Below are 19,086 nucleotides of genomic sequence, written 5' to 3' on the forward strand. Positions count from 1 at the left end.
GTGAAAAGCTCGGCGAGGGAAGAGCGCGACATCCATCTCGGTTGGGCATGGACGTGGAGCGAACGGACGTCGTTGTCATCGGCGCGGGGCAGGCGGGACTGTCCAGCGCGTACTTCCTGGCCCGGTACGGTCTGGACCCCGTCGTGCTCGACGCGGCGGAGGGTCCTGGTGGCGCGTGGCGGCACAGGTCGCCCTCGCTGACCATGGACAAGATCCACAGCATCTTCGACCTGCCGGGCGTGCGCAGGGAGCCCTCGGCCGACGGCCGCGCCCCCGCCGCGCTGGTGGTGCCCGCCTACTACGGCGACTACGAGCGCTCGGTCGGCCTGGAGGTCAGGCGGCCGGTCCGGGTGCGCGCCGTCACTCGGGTCGAGGACGACAGGCTCGTCGTCGCCTCCGACGCGGGGGAGTGGGCGGCGCGGGCGGTCGTCAACGCGACGGGCACCTGGACGCGTCCGCACTGGCCGTACTACCCGGGCGCCGCCGGCTTCCTCGGCAGGCAGCTGCACTACGCCTCCTACCGGGGGCCCGCCGAGTTCGCGGGACGCAGGGTGGCGGTGGTGGGCGGCGGCGCCTCGGCGATGCACGTGCTGTCGGAGCTGGGCGGGGTGGCGGCGGGCACGCTGTGGATCACCCGCAGACCACCGGTCTGGCGCGACGACGACTTCGGCGAGGAGGCCCGGCGGGAGGCGGTGGCGCTGGTGGAGGAGCGGGTACGCCAGGGGCTGCCGCCGCAGAGCGTGGTCAGCGTGACGGGCCTCGGCTACACGCCCGTCGTGCTGGAGGCGCTGGAGAAGGGGACGCTGCACCGGCTGCCGATGTTCTCCAGGGTCGAGCCGAACGGCCTGGCCTGGGCCGACGGGCGCTTCGAGGAGGCGGACACGATCGTGTGGGCGACCGGGTTCCGCTCCGCCCTCGACCACCTGGCGCCGCTGCGGCTGCGCACCCCCGGCGGTGGGATCCAGGTGGACGGCACGCAGGCGGTGGCCGAACCCCGGCTCCAGCTGGTGGGGTACGGACCTTCGGCGAGCACGATCGGCGCCAACCGCGCCGGCCGTACGGCCGCCCTGAACGTCCGCCGCCACCTGGCGACCACCCGCACCGCCGCCTGACCCGCAACCCACGCCCGCCCGCCCCGCCAGGCGGGTGACATCACTCCTGGGGACCGTAGCCCGGTGACCTCGCTCCCCAGGGACCGCAACCCCGTGACCGCCCGCAGGGAGCGTTGACGGGGGAAGCGGGGCTGGCCTAGCGTCGGAAAGCCCTTTCCCGCCTCGTGTGGAGGTCCCCGTGGCTGAGCTTCCCGGTGCCGTCGGCGTCTCGCGGCTGTGCGTCTACGACACGCTCGCCCCCGACGGTCAGGTCGGCGGCACCCCGCACCTCCACCTGTGCTGCAGCGAGGCCTACGTCGTCACCTCCGGCGAAGGCCTGGTCCAGACCCTCACCCTCGCCGGCTTCGCACAGACGCCGCTCAAGCCGGGAGCCGTGGTCTGGTTCACCCCCGGCACCATCCACCGCCTCGTCAACCACGGCGGTCTGGAGATCGTCGTGCTCATGCAGAACAGCGGCCTGCCCGAAGCGGGCGACGCTGTCCTGACCTTCCCCCAGCGGGTGCTGGACGACCCCGAAGCCTACGCGGCCGCCGCCACGCTGCCGGACGGCGGCGCTCCCGGATCGGACCTCGGAGCCGCCCACCAGCGGAGAGACCTGGCCGTCGAGGGGTTCACCGTGCTGGCCGAGGCGGCGAAGGCGGGCGACCTCGCCCCGCTGAGGGCCTTCCACCAGGCCGCCGCCCGCCTGGTGCGTCCGCGCCTGGGGGAGTGGAGACGGCGATGGGAGCGCGGGGCGCGCGCGGTCGCCGAGGAAACGGGCAGGCAGCTGGACGCGCTGGAGCGCGGCGACGTCGCGCACTTCGCCGCCGCCGCCGTCCACGCGCTGCCCGAGCCGAGCGAGCGCGAACGCAGGGGGATGTGCGGCCTGCTGGAGGTCTATCACGGGTAGCCAGGCTGGTGACCAGAATGCTACTTTGGTCACCGGTCATCAGTCACCCAGCTGAGGAGGCAGCGTGTCCCAGCACGAACGGGCCGACCGGATCCTCGACACCGCCCAGGACCTGCTCCTGCGCTGGGGGTATCGGCGGGTGACGATCGACGAGATCGCCCGGCGCGCCGGCGTCGGCAAGGGGACGGTGTACCTGCACTGGCGCACCCGCGACGAGCTCTTCCTCGCGGTCGGGGGGCGCGAGGCGGTCGCGATGATCGAGGCGGTGGTCGCCGCGATGCGAGCCGACCCCGCCGAGATCGCTCTGCACGCCTACCTGCGCAGGTTCTACCTGGAGGCGATGCGGCGGCCCGTGCTGCGCGCCATCTTCACCAGGGACACCGAGACGATGGACAGGTTCCTCTCCAGCCCGGCCAGGGGGCCGCTCGAGAGCGCCAAGCTGCTCGCCTCTCGCGAGTACCTGGGCGCGCTCCTCGAGCACGGCCTCCTGCGCGAGGGGCTGCGTCCGGAGGACCTGGACTACCCGCTCCCCACCATCGCGTTCGGCTTCTTCGCCATCGAGCCGCTGCTGCCCAAGGAGCTCGCGCTGGGGCTCGAGGACAAGGCCGACCAACTGGCCGACGTGCTGCGCAGGACGTACGGGCCCGCGGCGCCGCCGTCCCCGGCCAGGTACGCCGCGGCGGCGCCGAGAGTCGTCGAGATCTTCGAGCGGCTGGCCCTCGACTACCGGGCCGTCGCCTACGGAACCACCAAGGGAGGCGACCCCGAGCATGGGACATGACATCAGCGGCCTGCACCACGTGGGCCATGTGGTGCGGGACATGGAGCGGGCGCTCGAACGCTACCGCCGCCTGGGCTTCACGCTCCCGCCCCCGGCCTATCCCGCGATCTCGGCGGCCGAGGGCACGCCCGCCGAACCGTTCGGCGCGGGCAACACCCACGCCTACTTCCCCCGCGACTTCATCGAACTGGTGACCGTCGTCGACGACGCGAGCGGCAGGATTCCCGCCGACGCCCACCTGATCCCGCTGGAGGTGCCCGCCGACCGGCTGCCCGCCGTCGTCGCCGCCGTCCGGGGCACCGCCGCGAACCTGGCGGCCTGCCTGCGGCGCTTCGAGGGCATGCACATCCTGATGTTCGACTCGCCCGACGTCGAGGGCGCCGCCGCGCGACTCCACGCGGGCGGCGTCGGGCATGGCGGCGTGCACGCCGTCCAGCGCCCGGTCGAGACCCGGGAGGGGACGCGGCTGGAACCCGTCCGCTACCTGGAGATCGACGGCGACGATCCGGCGACGGCGCGCGGCCGCGTGCCCGAGGGGAGGATCGGCCTCGCGGAGAGTCCGTCAGCCGAGGTGATCGACGCGCAGCGGCGCGCCGATCACCCGAACGGCGCGATCGGCCTGGTCGAGTGCGTGCTGTGCGTCACGGACGGCGAACTCGCCGGCGTGGAGCGGCGTTACGAGAGCTATCTCGGCCGCCAGGCGACGGGCAGCGCGGTGAAGCGGGTGTTCGACCTCGGCGACGCGAAGGTGGTCCTGGTCACCGCCTCCGCCCTCGCCGACCTGCTGCCGGGAGAACGACCCCCGGCCCTCACGGATGAGCCCCGGCCGGGTGAGCGCACCTCTGCCTCGGGTGAGCCGCTGCCCGGCGAGCGTGCGCTCGCGTCGCCTGCCTTTGTGGCGTACGGCGTAGCGGTGCGTGACCTGGCCGCCACCGAGCGATTCCTGCGCGAGAGCGGTCTCCCCGTCGAGCGGAGCGCCGAGGGGGACCTCTTCGTCCCCGCGGCGGCGGCGCTCGGCGTCGCGATCGTCTTTCACCAGTACACCAGCGGCGGATCGTGATCTCGGACCGCGGCCACCGATGATCTCCTGCACCAGGAGACCAGACGGTGACCGCGGGACGGGGGCGGGACGGGTCAGTGGTGGTAGGCGTGGACCACCGCGTGGCCCTTGCCCTTGCCGATGAGCCACTTGTTGATCGGCGTCGTCACCACGAACGCGACCAGGAACGCCACCGCCAGCGCGCCCCAGAACAGCAACGAGGCGAGCCCCGCGTCCATCGCGCCGGGGATGACGAGCATGACGCCGTTGTCGACGATCTCCATCACGAGGATCGAGACCGTGTCGGCGGCCAGCGCCACCTTGAGCGCCTGGCCCCAGCTGAGCCCCGCCTTGCGGACGCCGATCATGGTGAGCAGGTAGCCGAAGACGAAGGCCAGCGCGACGGCCAGGACGATCGTCGGGCCGTCGGGCCAGCCGAGCGCGGTGCCGATGACCATGCCGAGCACCTCGCCGATGGCGCACCCGGTCAGGCAGTGCAGCGTCGCGGTCATCGCCATGCCCCAGGAGACGCCCCCGCCCCCATGCCCGCCATGACCCGCATGACCTGCGTGATCACCGTGCCCCGCGTGACCGGCAGGCGATCCGTGACCCGCGTGGTCGCCATGCGATCCGTGACCCGCGCGATCGCCGTGCGATCCGTAAGCCACGTGGGCGTCCTCCGTCATGCGGTGCGCCCCACGCGGGCCGTGGTGACCCGCGTGCTCGTCGTGCGCGGGCCCGTGAGCCGTCGGTTCGGACATAACTTGCTCCATCCACCCAAAGCGATCTAATCCCCACGAAACCTAAACCCCCCATGGGTATCAAGGCAAGCGGGGTCGTTCCGTGACGCCGAAGGCGGTCCACCCCCTGTCGGTGAATCCGGCCGCCTCCGCCACCGCCGCCGACGCCGCGTTCGAGGTGGCGTGCATGTACGTCGGCACCGCTCCTTCGTCCAGTACCCGCCGCGCCGCCTGTGCCACCAGCCGCCTGGCCAGACCCCTGCCCCTGGCCGCCTCCGCGGTCACCACCGACAGTTCGTGCCCGTAGGCGTCGTGCCGCTTGATCCCGACTCCCGCCAGGTGGGCGCCGGAGTCCGGATCCTCCGCCACCAGCACCTGCCCGCCGAACGGTCGCAGCCACTCGGGCACCGAAGGGTCGGCCGCCTCCTTCCACACCCCGGCGTCCGCCAGCGCGGCGGGAGCCGTACTCCATCGGAAGACGGCGGTGAACCACCCGCGCTCGCCGAACCCCACCAGCTTGGGCACCTGTGGCCCGAGGACGGTCAGCCCCTCCGCCGCCCGCGCGGCCACCTCTCCCGCGTACGGCGGCGCCACCGACAGGACGGCCCCTGCGGGGGAGCCGATCCCGATCGCCGGATGGACGTTGCCGTCCCAGCCGGGGGAGGAGCGCCGGGCGCTGCCGACGACGGAGAGCGGAGCGGAGGGCGGCCACGCGCCCAGCCATTCGGCCAGATGCCGGTCAAGTCGTGTGATCACGCCACAGAGTACTACAGGGCATAGTTCCACTGGAGATCTCGACAGCCTGTGGGCGACCAGGTTAACGTCCCGATATGCGGGTGCCCGGCTATACCGAATCAAGGGAGCTCGGCCACGGGGGCGCAGGACGGGTCATGCTGGCCACGCGTGACGCCGACCGATTACCCGTCGCCATCAAACACCTGTCCGACCCCGAACTGATCGAGCGCTTCCGCGCCGAGGCCGTGCTGATCGCCGGGCTGAACAGCCCGCACATCGCCCGCCTCCTGGAGTACGTCGAGGACGACGAGGGCGCCGCCATCGTCATGGAGCTGGTCGACGGCGTCACGCTGCGCCGCCTGCTGGCCCACGAGGGAGCGACCGGCCCCGAAGCGGCGCTCGTGGTCCTGAAGGGCGCGCTGCTCGGCCTGGCCGAGGCGCACCGGGCGGGCGTCGTGCACCGCGACTTCAAGCCCGAGAACGTGATCGTCACCGCGGAGGGCGACAGCCGCCTGGTGGACTTCGGCGTCGCCGCCCACGCGGGCGAGGCGGGCCCGGCGGCGGGAACCCCGAGCTACATGGCGCCCGAGCAGTGGCGGGACGCTCCCGCCAGCCCGGCCACCGACGTCTACGCCGCGACCGTGGTGTTCTACGAATGCCTCACGGGGCGCCGGCCGTTCGACGGCGACGACCCCGCCGTCCTCGCCTTCCAGCACCAGAACCTGCCGCCCCCGCTCGAGAACGTGGACGAACCGGTCAGGCCGCTCGTCGAGCACGGCATGGCGAAGGACCCCGCCGACCGGCCCGCCTCCGCCGAACTCTTCGTCGCCGAACTCGAGGCCGCCGCGGCCGCCGCCTACGGCGCGGACTGGCAGGAGCGCGGCAGGACGGGCCTGGCGGTGCTCACGGTGCCGCACACCGCGCTGTTCCCGCTGGCCACGCCGATCGCCGAGACCACCAGCACGCTCACCAGGACCGCGCTGGCTCCCGCGCACCGGCTGGCCGTCACCACCGCGGTGACCCTCGCCACGGCGGCCGCGGTGATCACCACCTTCGCCGTCTGGGGCGATCCGCCGACGCGGCCCGTGCAGGCCCAGCGCCCCACCGCCACCGGGCCCGCGGCGCTACCCGCCGCGCCGTCCACGCCCGCCGCCTCGGCGTCCGCACCGCCAGAGGCGACGCCCTCTCCCGGTACGGCGGAGCCGACCGCGCTCGTCCCCGCGGACGAGCCCGACCGGCGGCCAGAACCCCAGTGGGACCCCGGTGTCCCCGACCCGGCGCCGAGACCTGAGCCGACCGCCACCCCCAGCGACCCTGATCCCCGGCCGACTCCCACCCGCTCCACCCAGCCGGAGCCACGGCCGACCCGCACCCAGATCACCCAACCCGCCGACCCCGGCCCGCAGGACCCGGGGCGACCCGACCCGGGCCCAGCCGACCCAGGACCAGCCGACCCAGGCCCCGGCGATCCCGGGCCTGGTGATCCTGGTCCTGGTGATCCGGGCCCCGGCGATCCCGGCGGGCAGCAGGGCAGGGACCCGCTGTTGTGGGTCGAGGTGTCGGCCTCGGTCAACGTCCCCCTGCTCGGCGGCGAGGGCGAAGGCCTGATCGGCGCGGACGTCGGCGTCAAGGTCGGCTCGAACCTGCTCGGCGGCGCGGCCTTCCCCGGCGCCCTTCTCCTGGGGCGCGGGCTCACGCTCGTCCGGCTCCGCCGCGACCCCGGGGCGCCATAGCCATGACGGCGAATGTCGCACTTTTCCGCAGATCCTCTACTATCTTCCATCGGACGGAGGGCGGCTCTCACGCGCCCTCGCCCTCGGACGAAGGAGAAGTGTGGCGGTTGCGGCCCCCGGCGACCGGTGGCGCGCCCTCCTCCGCGTGGTGCTCGCGGTAGGGCTGGCGGTGATCCTGGCGATGGCCCTGCCGGTCACGGGCGGGCACGCGAAGCCGAAACCGAGCCCCAAACAGCTGCGCAAGGAGCTCTCCGAGCTGCAGAAGAACTCCGACAAACTGATCGCGGAGTACTACAGCAGCCGCCACGAGCTGCAGAAGGTCGAGAAGGCCGAGAAGGCGGCGCGCGAACGGCTGCGCGTCGCCCAGGCCGACTTCGAGAGAGAGTCGGCCCAGCTGCGCCTCATGGCCGCCGAGCAGTACATCTCCGGCGGGCACGGCGCGATCCCCGCCATGTTCGGCGAGATCGACCTCAACGGACTCGCCCTGGTGGAGGCGCTGACCGCGGAGCAGGGCGCGAGGCTGCGGGGCTTCACCGAGGTGCGCGACCGGCATCAGCGGGCCAGGACCGAGGCCAAGACCCGCGCGGACGAGCTGAGCGACCGGGTCGAGGAGCTCGCGGACCAGAAGAAGGCCGCGGAGAAGGTCATCGACAAGATGAAGGACCGGATCGACCGGCTCTACCCGACGCCCGGCGTGCGCAGGCCGGACGGCTCGTGGGTGCCGCAGCTGCCGTCCGGTCCTGACAACATCACGCCCAGGATGCGGCTGGTGAAGACGCTCATCGCCGAGCGGTTCGGCGTGCCGTACGGGATCGGGTGTTACCGCGCCATCCAGGACGGCGGAGAGCACCCGCTGGGGCGCGCCTGCGACTTCATGCTGAGCAGGGGCGGCGCGATGCCGTCGGCCGCCGAGGCGCGGCGCGGCGACGAGATCTCGGCGTGGGCGATCAAGAACGCCCGCCGACTGGGGATCATGTACATCATCTACAAACAGCGGATCTGGCATGTCGGGACCGGCGCGTGGCGGGGGATGTCGAACAGGGGCGGCACCACGGCCAACCACTACGACCACCCGCACATCTCCGTGTACTGACCCGGCCGGGCGTGCCGTCCGGTTGAGGTACAGCTCCGCGTTCCCCCTACATCTCTGACGGACCGGGGAAGAGGGATGCGACCGGCCGTACGGGGTAGCGTTCCAGGATGATCGACATCGAGCGGGCGCGGGCCGAAACCCCGGGTTGCGGGGACGTGGTGCACCTGAACAACGCGGGTGCGGCGCTACCCCCGCGCGTCGTCATCGACACCGTGAAGGACCATCTCGACCTCGAGGCGCGCATCGGCGGTTACGAGGCGTACGACCACGCCCTCGCCGGGCTCGAGCACTTCTACGACGCCTTCGCCGAGCTGCTCGGCGCGCACCGCGACGAGATCGCCTACGCCGAGAACGCCACGCGCGCCTGGGACATGGCCTTCTACAGCATCCCCTTCCGGTCGGGCGACCGGATCCTCACCACCACCAGCGAGTACGTGAGCAACGGCATCGCCTACCTCCAGATGGCCCGCTCCCGCGGCGTGCGCGTCGAGGTGGTGCCCGACGACGCCGACGGCACCATCTCGCTGGAGGCCCTGGAGGCCGAACTGCGCAAGGGCGGGGTACGGCTGGTCGCCATCAACCACGCGCCCACCCACAACGGCCTGGTCAACCCGGCCGCCGAGGTCGGCAGGCGGTGCCGCGAGGCCGGCGTGCTCTACCTGCTCGACGCCTGCCAGTCGGTCGGCCAGCTCCGCCTGGACGTCGCCGAGCTGGGCTGCGACATGCTGTCGGGCACCGGCCGCAAGTTCCTGCGCGGCCCGCGCGGCACCGGCTTCCTCTACGTACGGCGGAGCCTGCTCGAACAGCTCGAACCGCCCTTCCTCGACCTGCACGCGGCGACCTGGCTGACGCCCACCACCTTCGAGATCCGCCCGGACGCCCGCCGGTTCGAGAACTGGGAGCGTTACTTCGCCGGGCAGCTCGGCCTCGGCGTGGCCGTCGACTACGCGCTCTCGCTGGGACTCGACGCCATCGAGGCCCGCGTCCGCGACCTGGGCGCCGACCTGCGCGCCCGCCTGCTGGACCGGCCCGGCGTGACCGTGCACGACAGGGGCGCGCGCCGCTCGGGCATCGTCACCTTCACCGTGGCCGGCCAGGACAGCTCCGCGCTCATGCTCCGCCTGCGCGAGCAGCGCATCAACGTCAGCGCCACCGACCCGGACCAGCGGTTCGACACGGCGGCGCCCGAGTCGGCGGTGCGCGCCTCCGTGCACTACTACAACACGGAGGACGACCTCGCCCGCCTGGTCGAGGCCCTCTGACCCGGGCCTGGTCAGCTGCCGAGGATCACCACGTCGAGCTCGTCCAGGCGCTCGGCGTTCGCGATCAGCTCCATCTCGACGATCCGCCCCTCCCTGATGGTGAAGCCGACGACGACGCGCGGCCGGCCGCCGGGCGCCCACACCGCCGCCGCGGCGCCGTCGACCAGCGCGGGGCGCGCGGCGCGGGCGGCCAGCTCGGTGCCGCCTTCGCCGACGGCCGCGACCTGATGACCGGCGGGCGCCGGCTCGTCGAGAGACCGGGCGGCCTGGTCCCTGGCCTAGCCTCTGGCCAGGGCCGCCAAGATGCGGTCCTCGGTCACGTCGGGACCCGCCAGCTGGTCGGTGATCGCGCCGTCGCGCAGCACGACGACCGAGTCGCAGTTCTCGACCAGCTCGGCCACGTCCGAGGAGATCAGCAGGATCGCCAGGCCGTCCACGGCCAGTTCGTCCAGCAGCGACCGCATCTCCAGCTTGGTGGCGATGTCGACGCCTCTGCTCGGCTCGTCGAGCAGCAGCACCTTGGGCTGCATCGCCAGCCATCTGGCCAGCAGCACCTTCTGCTGGTTGCCGCCGGACAGCTCGCCCGCCGCCTGCCGAGGGGAGACGGCCTTGATGCCCAGGCGGTTCATGAACGTCGCGACGATCCTGTCGACGTGGGCGTCGGAGACGATCCCCGCACGGGAGAGCCTGGGCAGTGCGGCCAGGGCGATGTTGTCGCGCACCGACAGCGTGGGCACGATCCCCTCGGTCCTGCGGTTCTCCGGGACCAGGCCGACGCCCGCGCGGATGGCGTTCCTGATCGACCACTTGCCGCTCGCCGCGCCCGCGACCGTCACCTGGCCCGCGTCCACCGGCATGGCGCCCGCGATCGCCCTCGCGGTCTCGCTGCGCCCGGCGCCGAGCAGCCCGCCGAGGCCCACTACCTGGCCGGGGCGCATGGCCAGCGAGACGCCGTCGAGCACGTGGTGCAGCGTGAGCCCTGTGGCCTCGAGCACCGGCTCCTCCGCCGGCTCGTCGGCGGGCCAGGTCTCCTGCGGCGCCTCCACCGGGTGGAAGGGCCGGCCGAGCATGAGCGAGACGAGACGCAACCGGTCGAGCCCCGCCAGCGGCCCGGTGTGGACGACCCTGCCCTCGCGCAGGACGGTCACCCTGTCGCAGATCTCGTAGAGCTCCTCGAGCCTGTGGGTGACGTAGACGACCGAGCGGCCCTCCTCGCGCAGCCTGGCGATCGCGCCGAGCAGCGTGTCGCCGCCGAGCGAGGAGCCAGGCTCGTCCAGGATGACCAGCCCGGCGTCGGCCGAGGCGGCTCTGGCGAGGGCGACGACCTGCTGGGCCCCTGGGTCGAGCGCGGCGAGCGGGAGGCGCACGTCGGCGCGCAGGCCGTACGAGGACAGCACCTCGGCGGCGCGCTCGTGCAGGGCCGTGAAGTCGATCAGCCCGAACCTGCCGCGCGGCTCCCTGCCCAGGAAGAGGTTGCGGGCCAGGCTCATCGTGGGGACGAGGTTGCCCTCCTGGTGGACGGTGGCCACGCCGCGGGCGCGGGCGTCGGCGGGGGAGGTGAAGCGGACCCGTTCGCCGTGGCAACGCAGCTCGCCCGCGTCGGGCTGGTACACCCCCGAGAGCACCTTCACCAGCGTGGACTTGCCCGCGCCGTTGCCGCCGACCAGCGCGTGCACCTCGCCGGGGCGAACGGTGAACGTGACATGGTCGAGAGCGGTCACGCCCTGGAAGCTCTTGAGCACTCCTGCGGCCTGAATCACGCCTTGATAGTGATGGCGGAAGGAAACAATCTCGTAACGAAATTGTCACATTCGGTCAGACTTGGGCGATGTGCAGGCGCACACCCTTGCCTGCCAGCTCGTCCAGCACGTCGCCGGGCGCCGACTCGTCGGTGACGAGGTGGTCGATCCGGTCGGCGGGAACGGTCTGCACCATCGTGTCGATGCCGATCTTGGTGTGGTCGGCGAGCACCACGACCTCCTCCGCCGCCGAGGCCAGGGCCCTGTCGACCCCCGCCACCTGCAGGTTCGGCGTCGACAGGCCGCGCGCGGCGGTCAGGCCGTTGCCCGAGATGAACGCCCGCCGCACGCGCAGCCCCGCCAGTGACTGCTCGGCGGCGCTGCCGACCAGTGCCAGGATCGAGCCGCGCAGGCTGCCACCGGTCAGTACGACCTCGGTCCTCGGCGCGTTGGCCAGCGCCTGGGCGACGAGCAGGGAGTTGGTGACCACGGCCAGCTCGGTGTTGCGCGTCAGCCGCCTGGCGAACTCCTGCGTGGTCGTGCCCGGGCCGATGACGATGGCGTCGCCGTCCTCGACCAGCGCCGAGGCCAGGTCGGCGATCGCCGCCTTCTCCGCCTCGGCGGTGGCGGCCTTCTGCGCGTAGCCCGCCTCGCGGGTCAGCTCGCCCGGCATGGTGGCGCCGCCGTGATGGCGGTTGAGCAGGCCCTCCGACTCGAGGGCCCGCAGGTCGCGGCGGACGGTCACCTCGGAGGAGCGCACCGCCTGGGCGAGCTCGCGCAGCGAGACCGCGCCGTTGGCGCGCACCAGCTCCAGGATGCGCTGGCGGCGCTCGGCGGCGAACACCGGCCTGCGGGCGTCGCTCTGCGTGTCGCTCACGCCCCGATCATAGGCGATGTCCAGCTCTGACCGAATGGGAACGAATTTGATCGCAACCCTTGACCAGGACGATCGTAAAGTGCTTCTTTTGTGTCCAAGTCGATCGGAAGGAGTCTCGATGAGGAAGCTGATCTCCTTATTCGTCGCCGTGCTGATCTGTGCCATGTGGCAGCCACCCGCGGGCGCCGAGCCGGCCGTGCCGGTCGAGCGGCACGGCCTGCGCGGCGACTACCACCTCTCGACCGGACCTGGCAGGTTCGACTTCGGCGAGCTCAAGGCCTCCGTCGTCGACCCGAACCTCGAGCTGGCCGACCTGAACCCGGTGCTCAAGGAGCTCACCGGCAGGGAGGACGACGTCACCGTCCGCTGGACCGGGCGGATCAGGCCGGCCCACTCCGAGACCTACACCTTCTCCATGATCGGCGACAACGGCTTCAGGCTGTGGGTGGACGGCAGGCTGCTCATCGACAACTGGCAGGACGTGTGGGACGTCGAGAAGGTCGGCGCCCCCATCGCCCTGGAGGGCGGCCGCGCGTACGACATCAAGGTGGAGTACTTCGAGCACTTCGGCGGCGCCCACCTGCGGCTGCGCTGGCAGAGCCCGAGCCTGGCCAAGGAGATCGTGCCGGCAGACGTCCTCTTCCTGCCCGAGGGCTTCGACCCGCCGGGACCGGTCGAGGCGCAGGTGAGCGAGGCCGGCGACCGCGTGACGCTGACCTTCGACGAGCCGCTCGGCGCACTGCCCGCGGGCGTCCACGAGCACCTCGCGGTCACGGTGTCGGGCACCAGGTGGCCCGTGGAGTCCGCGACGGCGCAGGGCCAGTCGCTCGTGCTCGCGCTGGGCGCGAAGATCCCCAAGGCCGCGGGTCAGGGCGTGCGCGCCTCCTATGACGGGCACGGCGGCGTCACCGAGCCCTTCACCCGCGCCGTCGTGCTGAACCGCTCCGCCTACGTGCTGCAGACCAGGTGGTCGAAGGATGTGGACGCGGCCGGCCCGCTGCCGGAGTACCCCAGGCCGCAGCTGGTGCGGAACAGGTGGCGCAGCCTCAACGGCACCTGGCAGTTCGCCCCCGCCGAGGCGGGGGAGGCGCCGCCGACCGGACGCGACCTGGCCGAGCGGATCGTCGTGCCGTACCCGGTGGAGTCCACGCTGTCGGGGATCGGCAGGCACGAGGAGCGCATGTGGTACCGCCGGACCTTCACCGTGCCGCGCTCGTGGCAGAAGGAGCGCGTGCTGCTGCACCTCGACGCCGTCGACTACGAGTCGGTCGTCTACGTCAACGGCCAGAGGGTCGGCGCGCACAAGGGCGGCTACGACCGCTTCACCGTCGACGTGACCGACGCGCTCAGCGACAAGGGCGGGCAGGAGCTGGTCGTCGGCGTCCACGACCCGACCGACCCCGCGCGGCAGGCGCTCGGCAAGCAGCGGCTGAGCCCGGGCGGCATCATGTACACCTCCGCCTCCGGCATCTGGCAGAGCGTCTGGCTCGAGCCGGTCGCCGCCCAGCACATCACCTCGGTCGACACCACTCCCGACGTGGCCGGCCAGGCGCTGCGCGTGAAGGTGAACGGCACCGGCGGGCAGGCCGAGATCACCGCCCGCGCCGGCGACCGCGTCGTCGGCAGGGTCAGCGGCGCGGTCGGCGCCGAGCTGACGCTTCCCGTGCCGAACCCCAGGCTCTGGTCGCCCGACGACCCCTTCCTCTACGACCTGACCGTCGAGGTCGGCAAGGACAGGGTGCGGTCCTACTTCGGCATGCGCTCCATCGCGGTAGAGCAGGGCAGGATCCTGCTCAACGGCTCGCCCGTCTTCCAGCTCGGCCCGCTCGACCAGGGGTTCTGGCCCGACGGCATCTACACCGCACCCACCGACGAGGCGCTCAGATTCGACCTGGAGGAGACCAAGCGCCTCGGCTTCAACGCCGTCCGCAAGCACGTCAAGGTCGAATCGGACCGGTGGTACCACCACGCCGACCGGCTGGGCCTGCTCGTCTGGCAGGACATGCCCGCCATGTTCGGCACCGGTGCCAGGCAGCAGTACGAGACCGAGCTCAGGCGCATGGTCGACCAGCACCGCAGCAGCCCCTCGATCGTCATGTGGGTGCCGTTCAACGAGGGCTGGGGCCAGTACGACCAAGCACGCATCGCCGACCTGGTCAAGAGCTGGGACCCCTCCCGCCTGGTCGACAACATGAGCGGCATCAACTGCTGCGGAGCCGTCGACGGCGGCAACGGCGACATCATCGACTTCCACATCTACCCCGGCCCCGGCAACCCTGGCAGGCCCACCGCGGCCAGGGCCCTGGTCCTCGGCGAGTACGGCGGGCTCGGCCTGCCGCTCATCGGCCACACCTGGTCGGGCGGCGGCTGGGGCTACGCCGTCGAACCCGACCGCAAGGCGCTCACCGACCGCTACGTCGGCATGAACGCCGAGCTGCGCAGACTGCACGCCTGCAACGGCCTCAGCGCGGCCATCTACACCCAGACCACCGACGTGGAGACCGAGCTCAACGGCCTGATCACTTATGACCGCGAGATCACCAAGCCGGACGTCCAGCGCATCCACGACGCCAACAAGGCGCTGACGGGCGAGCTCTCACCCTCGTGCGCGTCCTGATAGGAAGGAACCTGATGACCCCCCACCCCCGTGCGGCGGCCCTGGCGCTGGCCGTACTCCTGGCGGCCGCAGGGTGCGCCAAGGCCGAGCAGAGCGCGAGCCCGCCCAGCCCCGCGAGCACCGCGGGGCAGCAGGTCGTGCAGTCGTCCAGCGGCACGGCCGGGCCCACGTGCACGCTGCAGCGGTTCGGCGGACAGAAGTTCGACCTCAAGAGCGCGGTCGTCGGCTTCTCCCAGTCGGAGAAGGAGGCCAACCCGTTCCGCATCGCCGAGACCAAGTCGATCAAGGACGAGGCGGCCAGGCTCGGCATCGCCCACCTCAAGGTCACCAACGCCCAGTCGCAGTTCTCCAAGCAGATCACCGACGTGCAGCAGCTCATCGCCCAGGGCGCGCAGCTGCTGGTGATCGCGCCGCTGAACTCCGACGGCTGGGAGCCGGTGCTCCAGCAGGCGGCGGCCAAGAAGGTGCCGATCATCACGGTCGACCGCAAGATCAACGCCAGGGCCTGCACCGACTACCTGACGTTCATCGGCTCCGACTTCTACGAGCAGGGCAAGCGCGCGGCCGACCGGATGATCGAAGCGCTCGGCGGCAAGGGCAAGGTCGCCATCCTGCTCGGTGCGCCCGGCAACAACGTCACGACCGAGCGGACGGCCGGCTTCAAGGACCGCGTCAAGGAGAAGGCGCCCGGCATCCAGATCTCCTTCGAGCAGACCGGCGAGTTCGCCCGCGAGAAGGGACAGCAGGTCACCGAGCAGCTCATCCAGTCCAACCCCGACATCAACGGCATCTACGCGGAGAACGACGAGATGGCGCTGGGCGCGGTCACCGCGCTCAAGGGCGCCGGCAAGGAGCCCGGCGACATCAAGATCGTCTCTATCGACGGCACCCGCAGCGCCGTCCAGGGCATCGTGGACGGCTGGCTCTACTCCGTCATCGAGTCGAATCCGCGCTTCGGCCCGCTCGCCTTCGAGACCGCGGGCAAGTTCCTGGAAGGCCGGCCCATCCCGGACAAGGTGATCATCTCCGACCGCGACTACGACCAGAGCAACGCCAAGGACTCGCTCGGTGAAGCGTACTGAGCCGGTGCTGGAGGCCCGGGGAATCGTCAAGCGGTTCCCCGGGGTGCTCGCCCTCGACGACGTCTCCCTCGCCCTGCGCGCCGGCGAGGTGCACGCCCTCGTGGGGGAGAACGGAGCGGGTAAGTCGACCCTGATCAAGGTGTTCACCGGAGTCCACCGGCCGGACGAGGGGACCCTGCGCTACCGGGGCGCCGACACGGGCTTCGCCACCCCGATGGAGGCGCAGCGGGCCGGGATCTCCACCATCTACCAGGAGGTCAACCTCGTCCCGATGATGAGCGTGGCCCGCAACCTGCTGCTCGGCCGCGAGCCACGCGGCCGCCTCGGCGTCATCGACACCGCCAGGCTGTACGGCGAGGCCGAGCGCCTCCTGGCGGGCTACGGCGTCGAGACCGACGTCAGGCGGCCCCTGCGCACGCTCGGCATGGGCGCGCAGCAGATGGTCGCGCTGGCCAGGGCCGTCTCGGTGGACGCCCGCGTGGTCATCATGGACGAGCCCACCTCCTCGCTGGAGCCACGCGAGGTCGAGACGCTGTTCGGGGTGATCAGGCGGCTGCGTGAGCAGGGCATCGCGGTCGTCTACGTCAGCCACCGGCTCGACGAGCTCTACCGGGTCTGCGACCGGGTGACGGTGCTGCGCGACGGCCGCGTCGTGCACACGGGCGCCATCGAGGGGCTGGAGCGGTTGAGGCTCATCTCGCTGATGCTCGGCCGCGACCTCGGCGAGATCCGCGCCGAGGGCTCCACCAGGTTCACCCGCCGCGCCGCGTCGGGCGAGGCCGCCGGCAACGGCCGCCGGCCGCTGGTCGAGGCGCGCGGTCTCACCAGGCGGCACGTCCTGTCGGGCGTCGACGTCAGCGTCCGCGAGGGCGAGGTCGTCGGGCTCGGCGGCCTGCTCGGCGCGGGCCGCAGCGAGACCGCCAAGGCGATCGTCGGAGCGCTCCCGCTGGACGGCGGGCAGGTCCTCGTCGCTGGACGGCCCCTGCGCGGCGGCTCCACCTCGCTCGCCATCAGGGCGGGGATCAGCCTGCTGCCCGAGGACCGCAAGGCCGAGGGCATCGTGCCGACCCTCTCGGTCCGGGAGAACATCGCGCTGGCCGCGCTGCCCGCCCTGGCGACGGCGGGGGTCGTGTCCGAGGCCAGGATCGACCGCGTGGTGGAGATCTTCATGCGGCGGCTGCGGATCAAGGCGGCCTCGCCGTACCAGCTGGTGTCGGAGCTGTCGGGCGGCAACCAGCAGAAGGTGCTGCTGGCCAGGTGGCTGGCGGTGCGGCCCAAGGTGCTGCTGCTGGACGAGCCCACGCGCGGCATCGACGTCGGCGCCAAGGCCGAGGTGCAGGCGCTCATCGACGAGCTGGCGGGGGAAGGGCTCGGCGTGCTGCTCATCTCCTCCGACCTGGAGGAGCTGGTCGAGGGGGCCGACCGGATCCTCGTCCTGCGCGAGGGCGCGGTCGCCGGGGAGCTGTCGGGCGACGAGGTGACCGAGGAGAGGATCATGGAGACGATCGCGGAGCAGTCCGATGAATGAGCGCGCCTTACGGTGGGCCCGCGACTACGGCGTCTACGTCGCGGTCGCGGTCCTGCTGCTGTTCAACGTGCTGTTCACGCCCTACTTCCTGGACGCGGCCAACTTCCGCACCCAGCTGGTCCAGGTCACCCCCATCGTGATCGTCTCGCTCGGCATGGCGCTGGTCATCGGCACCCAGGGCATCGACCTGTCCGTCGGCTCGGTGATGTCGCTGGCCGCGGCGCTGGTCGTGCTCTACCTCGGGTACGGCGCGCTGCCCGCCCTGCTGGCCGCGCTGGTCGGCGGCGCGGTCTTCGGGGCGGCGGGCGGGGCGCTGGTCGCCTACGTCGGCGTGCAGCCCATCGTCGCCACGCTCGCCCTGCTGGTCGGCGTGCGCGGCGTGGCCAACGTCCTGGTGCCGCAGCTGGTGGAGTTCCGCAACCCCGACCTGATCGCGCTGGGCAGCAGCGCGGTGCTGGGCGTGCCGGTGATCGTGCTGATCGCCGCCGCGCTCACGCTGGTGATGACCTTCCTGGTGCGCCGCACCACCTTCGGCCGCCAGGTCGTCGCCATCGGCGGCAACAGGGCCGCCAGCGAGCTGTCCGGCCTGCCGGTCAAGCGCGTGCTGCTGACCGTCTACGTCATCTCAGGACTGCTCGCCGCGCTGGCCGGAGTGCTGGCCACGGCCAGGCTCCAGGCCAGCGACCCGACCTCGCTCGGCCTGTTCATGGAACTGTCGGCGATCACCGCGGTCGTGGTCGGCGGCACGCCGCTGACCGGCGGCCGCATCAGGGTGCTGAGCACGGTCATGGGCGCGCTGCTCATGCAGCTGCTGTCGGCGACGCTCATCAAGCACAACCTGCCGCAGTCGTGGACCCAGATGGTCCAGGCGGTCATCATCCTTGCCGCCGTGTACGCCACCAGGGAGCGGGGAACCCGATGAACTCCGAGAAGCTGAGCAGGACGCTCCAGCAGCACGGCGCGGTCATGGTGCTGGCCGTGCTGGTCATCGTGGGCAGCCTCGCCTTCGACACCTTCGCCACGGCGGGCAACGCCGCCAGCGTCCTGGTCTCCTCCTCCTTCCTGGCGATCATCGCGATCGGCATGACGTTCGTCATCATCAGCGGCGGGATCGACCTGTCCGTGGGCTCGCTGTTCGTGCTCGGCGGGGTGCTGGCCGCCTACGGCTCGCAGTACGGCCTGCTCGTCGCCCTGGTCCTGCCGCTGGCCGCCTGCGGGCTGGTCGGGCTGGCGCAGGGACTGATCATCGCCAGGACCGGCATGGCGCCCTTCATCGTCACGCTGGCGGGCCTGCTCGGCGTGCGCGGCCTCATGCTGGCCATCTCCGACGAGGGCGCCACGACCTACCTGGTGAAGGACGCCGCCTTCGCCTCGCTCGGCCTGACCTACCCCGTCTTCATCACGATCGGGCTGGCCCTGGCCGCGATGGTGCTCCTCCAGCGGACCGGTTTCGGGCAGAACGTCTACGCCGTGGGCGGCAACGAGCAGGCCGCCGCCCTGATGGGCGTGCCGGTCGCGCGCACGAAGGTGCAGGTCTACCTGATGTCGGGCCTGCTGGCAGGGCTCGCGGGAGCGCTCAACGCGGCCAGGCTGTCGTCGGGGGTGACCATCCTCGGCATCGGACTGGAGCTCGACGCGATCGCCGCCGTGGTGATCGGCGGCACGCTGCTGACCGGAGGCGCGGGCGGGATCACCGGGACCGTGGCGGGCGTGCTGCTGCTGGGGGTGATCCAGAGCCTCATCAACCAGGTCGGCAACCTGACCTCCTCCTTCCAGCAGGTGGTCAGCGGCGCCTTCCTGGCCCTGGTCGTGGTCGCCCAGCGCCTGCTCAGCAAGGCCCAGCGGCTGAACTGACCGCC

17 protein-coding genes are annotated in these 19,086 nt (G+C 72.0%); 12 read left to right on the top strand and 5 right to left on the bottom strand.

Annotated features, from left to right (window positions below):
• The first annotated feature begins 47 nt into the window (after window positions 1-47).
• The 4 genes from H4W81_RS11550 (at window position 48) to H4W81_RS11565 (ending at window position 3,842) form a co-directional block, all read left to right on the top strand.
• Entirely contained in the window at window positions 48-1,112 is a 1,065-nt protein-coding gene (locus tag H4W81_RS11550) for an FAD-dependent oxidoreductase (RefSeq protein ID WP_192774802.1), read from the top strand.
• Window positions 1,113-1,290: 178 nt separating this feature from the next.
• The gene (locus tag H4W81_RS11555; protein WP_318781676.1) at window positions 1,291-2,001 is read left to right on the top strand and encodes a cupin domain-containing protein; all 711 of its coding nucleotides are present in this window, start codon (window positions 1,291-1,293) and stop codon (window positions 1,999-2,001) included.
• A 64-nt stretch (window positions 2,002-2,065) separates the two neighbouring features.
• On the top strand, window positions 2,066-2,782 hold the full coding sequence (locus H4W81_RS11560) for a TetR/AcrR family transcriptional regulator (protein ID WP_192774804.1): 717 nt from the start codon (window positions 2,066-2,068) through the stop codon (window positions 2,780-2,782).
• A complete protein-coding gene (locus H4W81_RS11565) occupies window positions 2,772-3,842 on the top strand; it encodes a VOC family protein (protein WP_192774805.1) in 1,071 nt (356 codons plus the stop codon). The genes H4W81_RS11560 and H4W81_RS11565 overlap by 11 nt, the downstream gene beginning before the upstream one ends.
• A gap of 74 nt (window positions 3,843-3,916) precedes the next feature.
• Here H4W81_RS11565 and H4W81_RS11570 read toward each other — a convergent pair whose 3' ends face one another.
• Both H4W81_RS11570 and H4W81_RS11575 read right to left on the bottom strand, forming a co-directional pair.
• On the bottom strand, window positions 3,917-4,339 hold the full coding sequence (locus H4W81_RS11570; RefSeq protein WP_225958562.1) for a DUF4396 domain-containing protein: 423 nt from the start codon (window positions 4,337-4,339) through the stop codon (window positions 3,917-3,919).
• Between the two features lie 303 nt (window positions 4,340-4,642).
• Window positions 4,643-5,317, bottom strand: coding sequence for a GNAT family N-acetyltransferase (locus H4W81_RS11575; RefSeq protein WP_192774806.1), 675 nt, complete (start codon window positions 5,315-5,317; stop codon window positions 4,643-4,645).
• 134 nt (window positions 5,318-5,451) lie between these two features.
• On the opposite strand from H4W81_RS11575, the gene H4W81_RS11580 reads away from it, so the two are divergent.
• From H4W81_RS11580 to H4W81_RS11590, 3 genes are all read left to right on the top strand, one after another.
• A complete protein-coding gene (locus H4W81_RS11580) occupies window positions 5,452-7,029 on the top strand; it encodes a serine/threonine-protein kinase (protein ID WP_420538718.1) in 1,578 nt (525 codons plus the stop codon).
• A gap of 100 nt (window positions 7,030-7,129) precedes the next feature.
• On the top strand, window positions 7,130-8,122 hold the full coding sequence (locus H4W81_RS11585; RefSeq protein ID WP_192774808.1) for a coiled-coil domain-containing protein: 993 nt from the start codon (window positions 7,130-7,132) through the stop codon (window positions 8,120-8,122).
• Window positions 8,123-8,229: 107 nt separating this feature from the next.
• The gene (locus tag H4W81_RS11590) at window positions 8,230-9,384 is read left to right on the top strand and encodes an aminotransferase class V-fold PLP-dependent enzyme (protein WP_192774809.1); all 1,155 of its coding nucleotides are present in this window, start codon (window positions 8,230-8,232) and stop codon (window positions 9,382-9,384) included.
• 11 nt (window positions 9,385-9,395) lie between these two features.
• Here H4W81_RS11590 and H4W81_RS48480 read toward each other — a convergent pair whose 3' ends face one another.
• The 3 genes from H4W81_RS48480 to H4W81_RS11600 all read right to left on the bottom strand — a co-directional run bounded on the left by H4W81_RS48480 (window position 9,396) and on the right by H4W81_RS11600 (window position 12,000).
• Complete coding sequence (locus H4W81_RS48480) at window positions 9,396-9,527, bottom strand: hypothetical protein (RefSeq protein WP_264083148.1); 132 nt, start codon at window positions 9,525-9,527, stop codon at window positions 9,396-9,398.
• Between the two features lie 135 nt (window positions 9,528-9,662).
• Entirely contained in the window at window positions 9,663-11,144 is a 1,482-nt protein-coding gene (locus tag H4W81_RS49245) for a sugar ABC transporter ATP-binding protein (protein ID WP_192774810.1), read from the bottom strand.
• Between the two features lie 55 nt (window positions 11,145-11,199).
• Entirely contained in the window at window positions 11,200-12,000 is an 801-nt protein-coding gene (locus tag H4W81_RS11600; RefSeq protein WP_318781677.1) for a DeoR/GlpR family DNA-binding transcription regulator, read from the bottom strand.
• A gap of 118 nt (window positions 12,001-12,118) precedes the next feature.
• On the opposite strand from H4W81_RS11600, the gene H4W81_RS11605 reads away from it, so the two are divergent.
• Genes H4W81_RS11605 through H4W81_RS11625 form a run of 5 tightly spaced genes read left to right on the top strand, consistent with a single transcriptional unit; the run spans window position 12,119 to window position 19,081 of the window.
• Window positions 12,119-14,617 (top strand): PA14 domain-containing protein, encoded by a 2,499-nt coding sequence (locus H4W81_RS11605; protein WP_192781465.1) that lies wholly within the window; start codon window positions 12,119-12,121, stop codon window positions 14,615-14,617.
• A gap of 14 nt (window positions 14,618-14,631) precedes the next feature.
• Window positions 14,632-15,699, top strand: coding sequence for an ABC transporter substrate-binding protein (locus H4W81_RS11610; RefSeq protein ID WP_192774812.1), 1,068 nt, complete (start codon window positions 14,632-14,634; stop codon window positions 15,697-15,699).
• A complete protein-coding gene (locus H4W81_RS11615) occupies window positions 15,686-17,227 on the top strand; it encodes a sugar ABC transporter ATP-binding protein (protein ID WP_192774813.1) in 1,542 nt (513 codons plus the stop codon). Before H4W81_RS11610 ends, H4W81_RS11615 begins: the two co-directional genes overlap by 14 nt.
• The gene (locus H4W81_RS11620) at window positions 17,220-18,149 is read left to right on the top strand and encodes an ABC transporter permease (protein WP_192774814.1); all 930 of its coding nucleotides are present in this window, start codon (window positions 17,220-17,222) and stop codon (window positions 18,147-18,149) included. Before H4W81_RS11615 ends, H4W81_RS11620 begins: the two co-directional genes overlap by 8 nt.
• A complete protein-coding gene (locus H4W81_RS11625) occupies window positions 18,146-19,081 on the top strand; it encodes an ABC transporter permease (protein ID WP_192774815.1) in 936 nt (311 codons plus the stop codon). The genes H4W81_RS11620 and H4W81_RS11625 overlap by 4 nt, the downstream gene beginning before the upstream one ends.
• The last annotated feature ends 5 nt before the right edge of the window (window positions 19,082-19,086 follow it).

The organism is Nonomuraea africana (assembly GCF_014873535.1).
Lineage (GTDB): Bacteria > Actinomycetota > Actinomycetes > Streptosporangiales > Streptosporangiaceae > Nonomuraea > Nonomuraea africana.

Excerpts from the sequence above, each read along its gene's own strand:
- H4W81_RS11550 (WP_192774802.1), top strand. The coding sequence starts at position 48 with ATGGACGTGGAGCGAACGGACGTCGTTGTCATCGGCGCGGGGCAGGCG.
- H4W81_RS11565 (WP_192774805.1), top strand. The coding sequence starts at position 2,772 with ATGGGACATGACATCAGCGGCCTGCACCACGTGGGCCATGTGGTGCGG.
- H4W81_RS11570 (WP_225958562.1), bottom strand. The coding sequence starts at position 4,339 with ATGGCGATGACCGCGACGCTGCACTGCCTGACCGGGTGCGCCATCGGC.
- H4W81_RS11580 (WP_420538718.1), top strand. The coding sequence starts at position 5,452 with ATGCTGGCCACGCGTGACGCCGACCGATTACCCGTCGCCATCAAACAC.
- H4W81_RS11590 (WP_192774809.1), top strand. The coding sequence starts at position 8,230 with ATGATCGACATCGAGCGGGCGCGGGCCGAAACCCCGGGTTGCGGGGAC.
- H4W81_RS11605 (WP_192781465.1), top strand. The coding sequence starts at position 12,119 with ATGAGGAAGCTGATCTCCTTATTCGTCGCCGTGCTGATCTGTGCCATG.
- H4W81_RS11610 (WP_192774812.1), top strand. The coding sequence starts at position 14,632 with ATGACCCCCCACCCCCGTGCGGCGGCCCTGGCGCTGGCCGTACTCCTG.
- H4W81_RS11620 (WP_192774814.1), top strand. The coding sequence starts at position 17,220 with ATGAATGAGCGCGCCTTACGGTGGGCCCGCGACTACGGCGTCTACGTC.
- H4W81_RS11625 (WP_192774815.1), top strand. The coding sequence starts at position 18,146 with ATGAACTCCGAGAAGCTGAGCAGGACGCTCCAGCAGCACGGCGCGGTC.